At 39.2% G+C, this 6,293-nt stretch carries 6 protein-coding genes; 3 read left to right on the top strand and 3 right to left on the bottom strand.

The annotated features are described in order from the left end of the window. Positions 1–51 precede the first annotated feature (51 nt). Entirely contained in the window at positions 52–576 is a 525-nt protein-coding gene (locus IEX12_RS22705) for a YihY/virulence factor BrkB family protein (protein WP_188725960.1), read from the bottom strand. Positions 577–803: 227 nt separating this feature from the next. Between IEX12_RS22705 and IEX12_RS22700 the strand changes: the two genes are divergently transcribed. Next, on the top strand, positions 804–1,145 hold the full coding sequence (locus IEX12_RS22700) for a VOC family protein (protein WP_188725959.1): 342 nt from the start codon (positions 804–806) through the stop codon (positions 1,143–1,145). Between the two features lie 134 nt (positions 1,146–1,279). Further along, entirely contained in the window at positions 1,280–2,641 is a 1,362-nt protein-coding gene (locus IEX12_RS22695; protein ID WP_102414351.1) for an IS4 family transposase, read from the top strand. A 127-nt stretch (positions 2,642–2,768) separates the two neighbouring features. Here IEX12_RS22695 and IEX12_RS22690 read toward each other — a convergent pair whose 3' ends face one another. Both IEX12_RS22690 and IEX12_RS22685 read right to left on the bottom strand, forming a co-directional pair. After that, positions 2,769–3,950 (bottom strand): chromate transporter, encoded by a 1,182-nt coding sequence (locus IEX12_RS22690; protein WP_250889765.1) that lies wholly within the window; start codon positions 3,948–3,950, stop codon positions 2,769–2,771. A gap of 18 nt (positions 3,951–3,968) precedes the next feature. After that, positions 3,969–4,277, bottom strand: coding sequence for a PadR family transcriptional regulator (locus IEX12_RS22685; protein ID WP_088051362.1), 309 nt, complete (start codon positions 4,275–4,277; stop codon positions 3,969–3,971). A 340-nt stretch (positions 4,278–4,617) separates the two neighbouring features. Here IEX12_RS22685 and IEX12_RS22680 point away from each other — a divergent pair, with 340 nt between their 5' ends. Further along, entirely contained in the window at positions 4,618–6,090 is a 1,473-nt protein-coding gene (locus IEX12_RS22680) for an alkaline phosphatase family protein (protein ID WP_102416066.1), read from the top strand. The last annotated feature ends 203 nt before the right edge of the window (positions 6,091–6,293 follow it).

Below are 6,293 nucleotides of genomic sequence, written 5' to 3'. Positions count from 1 at the left end.
TGTAGTCGGCTTGCGAAACCACGCCCTTAAGGCGTTGCAAGTAACATGCCCTTATAGGGCTAAGTCAAACCACCTGTTGAACAGGTGGTATGTGATTTTTGTGAGAACAAAGGTACGAATAAAATCCTCAATAATAGGGACAAGCAATGATAAAGATAAAATGATCATAAATCCTAGGGTAAGTAGTAAATCACTAATGACTCCCTGCAAAAAAAACGACTGCTTTCGCTTTATTTTGTAAGCTTTGTTTAACGATCGGACAAGAGACTGGATGGCCATCGATGCTAGCCAAAATGCTGCGATAAGGCTAAATGACAACAATTCACCTCGCCCTTTAGCCAATATGTTTTCCAATGTGTTGCGCACCACGATATATGTCTCATGAGGGGCAAATGGTTCGATCATTAAAAGAATATTCTCCGGATTTACCCGCAGAAAGCCGATGAGTGAAAAGAGAAAAATTAAAAAGGGAAACAAGGATAACATAAGGTAATAAGCCATTTGTGCCGATTGGTCATAGAATCGCTCCGCAAAAAAACGAATTAGAATTTGTTTGATGCTTTTTATCAAATTCACCGATAAAGTCCTCCCTTATCACCCTTCAACTGCATGTCCTTTTACTTTAATACTATGATTAAATATGTTTTTTATCCATTACTTATGATGTGTAATTATTTTTTGATAACCATCCTTTTACTTTTTGCTCTTTTGTTAACAGATGAAATGATAAAAAAGGTATTTCATTAAAAATGGAGAATTATTGTAGTAAAGGATTTCATTATAGTTGAAAGAGGTGATTTAAAATGGGAAAAGTTGTCGGATTTGAGTTAAGCAGTCAGGAGCCGGAAAAAGCAGTCAAGTTTTATTCCAATGTATTTGGATGGGATATTTCTGAACCAAAATGGGATTATTGGGCAGTCTCTTCGGAAAAAGGCACTGAGAAAACTGGACTTAATGGTGGAATAAGTAAAGGCCCTAATGATTATCCTCATGGTACACGTATTCAGATAGAAGTTGACTCCATAGATGATTCTATCTCCAAAGCAAAAGAAAACGGTGCAATGGTAGTACGGGAGAAGATGGAGTTTGATGAATTTTTTCTTGCTTACTTACTCAACTTTCGCACCGTAAAAATTATATTTTAGCCTTGAATGACATAGTCCCAACAACATTCAATTATGTTCCTTGACAAGCAGCTTGTAATAGAATACAAAAACACCTCGACCTTTGGTATAGTGATTTTGACCAAACACTACCAAATAGAAGAGGTGTCTCCTAAATGATAGCGAATAATGGACAAAAGAATCAACTACCAAAAGAAATAAAAGCAGCCTTTGACGAACTTGAAATTTTAAAGCACTTGCGAAACGCCGGCATTAAAAAATCGTTTGGTTTTACTTGCGCTTATCTGTTCCAGCTCATTTTTTGTTTGATCTTCGAACAAAAAAATTGGTTTCGTCTGTTGAATGGGAAAAAGTCTGCTGAACTGCCAGCCAAAGATGCTGTCTATCGATTTCTCAATCATTCCAAGTTTGCTTGGCGTCGCTTTTTACTTTCCTTCAGTGCTTCAACTATTCGAAAAGTAAGTTCGTTAACCGGCAATGATCGTCCCAAGGTTCTGATCATTGATGATTCATCATTTTATCGAAACCGTAGTAAAAAAGTGGAATTACTTGCCCGTTGCTTTGATCATGCTTCCCAAAAAATGCGCTTTTATAAAGGGTTTCGTATGCTTACATTGGGTTGGTCAGACGGTGCTACCTTCATGCCATTGGATTTCTCTTTGTTAAGTTCAAAAAACGCACTAATCAACGGGATTTCCAAGAACATTGATAAACGCAGTTCTGGTTATAAGCGACGCTTAGAAGCATTGCAATCTGCACCTGAACAGTTGCCAGCCATGATTCAGCGTGCTCTCTCAGCAGGTGTAGAAGCGTCGTATGTGTTAATGGATACTTGGTTTACACAACAGCCGCTTATTCAATCGATCGTTGAACAGGGTCTTGATGTGATTGGCATGGTAAAAGCAACGAATCAACGCTATCTCGTGAATCGCAAGCGAGTTGACTTAAAAGGCTTATATCGTCTAGCCACCCCTGTGACTGGAAATAAGGGCATTCTACGCTCCGTTCGTACGACAATGTCCAATGGTGTTACTGTTAAAGTCGTATTCGTTCGAAACCGCAATAAAAAAAGCGAATGGTTGGCGATTTTAAGCACCGATTGCACATTGTCCGAAAAAGAGATTGTGCGTATTTACGGTATGCGTTGGGACATCGAAGTCTTTTTCAAAACAACGAAGTCGCTACTGAAGCTTCAAAAGGAGTTTCAAGGTAGATCTTATGATCTACTGATCAGCCATACCACCATTGTGTTTTCAAGATATATACTGTTGTCTTGGCAAAATCGTTGTAGTGTTGATGACCGAACACTTGGTGGTATGTTTTACGAGCTTTGTGATGAAATTAACGAACTCGATTGGGCTCTGGCTCTTCAGCAACTCATTGAGCTTCTTGAAGATGCATTGCAACAAACGAACCAGCGAGTCAAAAAACTGATTAAAAATCAACTTCAGCAATGGATTGCAGGTCTACCTAGTTATATCAAGGCTTACCTGCCTAAATTGAGCTGCGAAACTTGAGTTACTTAGTTGATCCTACGGGTGTTGGGTTTGGTCTTATACAAAAGAAATAACCTAAGCTATCAACGAACGGGTACTTTCACTTATTACCAGAATTCATTTTAAACAAAGTAGATTGTCGCGGTAATTATATAAAGGATATTAATAACCCGCCTGCAGATCCTGTTAACACGATAATCCATGGTGGTAATTTCCAAAATACCAACATACTAAATAAAATGGATGCGAGGGCAAAATCAACTGGTGCTAATATAGAAGTTGTCCAGATAGGCTGGTAGAGTGCAGAAATTAAGATACCTACTACAGATGCATTTACGCCCATTAAAGCCCCCTTTATTTTATAATTACAACGTAAAGAATTCCAAAAAGGTAATGTACCTAAGATAAGAAGGAAAGCAGGTAAAAAGATTGCGAAGGTTGCTAACAAACCACCTTGCCATCCGTTAATAACCGCACCAAGATAGGCGGCAAAAGTAAAAAGAGGCCCTGGAACTGCTTGGGCCGCACCGTACCCTGCAAGGAAATCTTGTTCATTTAACCATCCCGCAGGAACAAACTCCTGCTCAAGTAAAGGCAAAACAACATGCCCTCCGCCAAAAACGAGTGAGCCTGAGCGATAAAAGCTGTCAAAAAAAGCAATCCAATCTAAAGCTGTGATTTCCCTCAAAATTGGCAGAAAAATAAGTAATCCAAAAAACAGGGATAAACATAAATATCCCGTACGATGAGAAATTGGAAATTGTAAGACAGGTGATGGCTCTTCTTCGGTGGTTTTTCGCCTGAAAATTAAGAAGCCTACAAGTCCTGCAATTACGATGATAACGACTTGTGTATAGGTTGTTTGCCATAATAAGGTAGCAACTAATGCAACTAATGCAATTGTCCGCCTTTGTATATCAGGTGTTAACTTATTAGCCATCCCTAAAATAGCATGAGCTACTACTACAACCGCCACGATCTTCAATCCATGAATCCAGCCTGCATTTCCAATGTCAAAAGTGTGGAGAATGGATGCAAAAATAATGAGTACGATCACAGACGGCAGCGTAAAACCAATAAATGAAGTAATGCCGCCTAAGATCCCCGCACGCATAACCCCAATACCAATGCCGACTTGACTGCTTGCTGGTCCGGGTAAAAATTGACATAGGGCAACTAAGTCTGCATAACTTCTTTCATCCATCCACCTTCTTCTTCGGATATACTCTTCATGAAAATAACCTAAATGTGCAATTGGTCCACCAAATGAAGTTAGTCCAAGTCTGGTAGAAACAACTAAGATTTCGAATAAAGATTTAAGTTTACTCAATATCGTCACGACCCCCTCTTAATCTTTTATTTCTTTGAATAATTCATAGGCTTTTTCTTGTGCCTGAATAAGAATCTCTTCCCCTTTTTCGGTTGCTGTGTAATATTTTCTTATTTTGCCATCAGCTTTTCGTTCTTCCTTTATTAATAGGCCATCATCCTCCATATTGTGAAGTATTGGATACAATGTTCCAGCACTAATCTCATAGCCATGCTCTTTAAGTTCTTCAAGCATCCACAAACCAAAAATAGGATGTTCCTTTGCGTGGTGCAGAATATGTATTTGGATAAAGCCCAAAAAAAGCTTTCTTAGTATTCGATCCTCCATTACAGTCTTCTCCTTTCTTTTATCGAAATGCAATATCGAAAATCGATATTGTATTTCGATATCTAAAATAACATACCTAATCTGACTTTTCAATTTAAAAGATGAAACAATCGCCTTTTTCTTTAAAAATTATATTAAGTAGTACAAGAAGGTAAAGGGATAAAAATAAATTTTGGGAAGGGAAAAATTGGTATGATTGTTCCATTCGGATAAAGTAAACACTAGAGATGCTTTCTAGGATATAGAATCCACAGGTTGGTGTGAGAGGGAACGGTTCACTATCTGAACTCCTTCTACTTATACTTATCTTAAAAAAAGCGGCAGTGAGGATGAAAATAACATGAAACAAAAACCAGTAATTTTGCTAAACATCGATTCGTTAATGTCTGAACCGTTGGAAGTAGCTACTCAAACCGGGCATGCCCCGGCCTTACAATTTTTGATGGAAAAAGGCAGTTATATTCCTAATATGGTCAGTTCATTTCCAACAATGTCGGTCACGATTGACAGTAGCCTTTTGACAGGAACATATGCAGATAAGCACCATGTTCCAGGCTTAAACTGGTTTGATGACTCCAGAAAAGAAATCATTAACTACGGGACTGGTTTTCGTGAAACGTTGCGGTTAGGTATGCGCAGGTCCGTTCATAACATGCTCTACCGACTGAATAACGAGCACTTAAGCAGTGACGTCACTACAATCTACGAGGATTTGGCTAACATGGGGATTCCTTCTGCTTCGATTAATTCCTTTGTCTATCGTGGAAATACACCTAAACGGTTACATGTCCCTCGCCTCCTCAGCACATTGACCCGGTTTGAAGACGGTGAGTGGACAACCAATGCCACGTCCATTCTCTCTTTGGGTCTATTTTCCAAACTGCGACCACGGGGATTCACACTGCAAATAGCCGCTGGAAATTATAAATATACAGCACGGGAGCTTCGGCATTTAATACGAAGAAAACAACTGCCAGGGTTTACGTTTTGTATATTTCAGGATTTGGACGCCCGTATTCATTTCAGGGGACCGATGGATATAAAAGGTATTGCCAAAATTGACCGGGAAATTCAAAAAACATTGAATATGTATCCGAGCTGGGAAGAAGCGCTCAACCGGAATGTATGGATGGTTATGGGGGACAACGGGCATTCTCCGACGGGGGCCAGCTACCGGAAATTTGTTATTGATTTACGGAAAACACTAAAAAAGTACCGTATAGGCCGTATTGATCGCCCAGTACACAAAAAAGACCAGATTGTTCTATGTGTAAACCAGCGTATGGCGTATATTTACATACTGGATAAAAATCTCTCATTGTCTGAAGTTAGTGAACAACTCAAAAATGATCCTCGCATCGATATCATTGCCAGAAAGGACGGCGACTTTATTCATGTCACATCCGGTATGAGAGAAGGTTCATTACACTATTGTCCAACCGGAGAATATACAGATGAGTACAGACAAACCTGGAGTATGGAAGGAAACCCTGAACTTCTTGATTTGCACGTGAAAAATAACAACGAATTATTCTACGGGGATTATCCAGACGCATTAGCTAGGGTTTATAGCGTATTGCACTCCCATTCGGGTCGGTTCATTGTGGTTAATGCTAAACCAGGCTGTGATTTTAAAGCACAGTCCACACCATTCCACCTTGGTGGTGCAGCACACGGCTCATTACATAAACAAGAGTCACTTGTACCTTTAGTGATTGCAGGAACCACAGAGAAACCATTATTCCCACGAATGGTCGATATGAAAGAGTTAGTACTTCGGTTAAATTGTCAACGAGATAACAGCCGGATATGATGTGGAGCATTATAATGGTAAAAAGTGTTATACTGATTTGTGTTAATGACCTTACGCAAAAGGAGCACATCCATAAGTGCTCCTATTTTAAAAGATAAGAAACCAACATGGCTCCGCATTCGCGCAGCCACCATCTATGATGAAAAAGAATTTCTAATCTAAATGGGAGGATTATCTCATTGATTTATGGCAATACAGTTAAT

Source organism: Lentibacillus populi, assembly GCA_014642895.1.
In the GTDB taxonomy this organism is placed as follows: domain Bacteria; phylum Bacillota; class Bacilli; order Bacillales; family Amphibacillaceae; genus Lentibacillus_C; species Lentibacillus_C populi.
The sequence above is the reverse complement of the archived record's forward strand: the minus strand, read 5'-3'. Positions and strand labels throughout refer to the sequence as shown.

Bases quoted from the DNA above. Each gene is read 5' to 3' on its own strand.
- IEX12_RS22700 (WP_188725959.1), top strand. From the start codon at position 804: ATGGGAAAAGTTGTCGGATTTGAGTTAAGCAGTCAGGAGCCGGAAAAA.
- IEX12_RS22695 (WP_102414351.1), top strand. From the start codon at position 1,280: ATGATAGCGAATAATGGACAAAAGAATCAACTACCAAAAGAAATAAAA.
- IEX12_RS22685 (WP_088051362.1), bottom strand. From the start codon at position 4,277: ATGGAGGATCGAATACTAAGAAAGCTTTTTTTGGGCTTTATCCAAATA.
- IEX12_RS22680 (WP_102416066.1), top strand. From the start codon at position 4,618: ATGAAACAAAAACCAGTAATTTTGCTAAACATCGATTCGTTAATGTCT.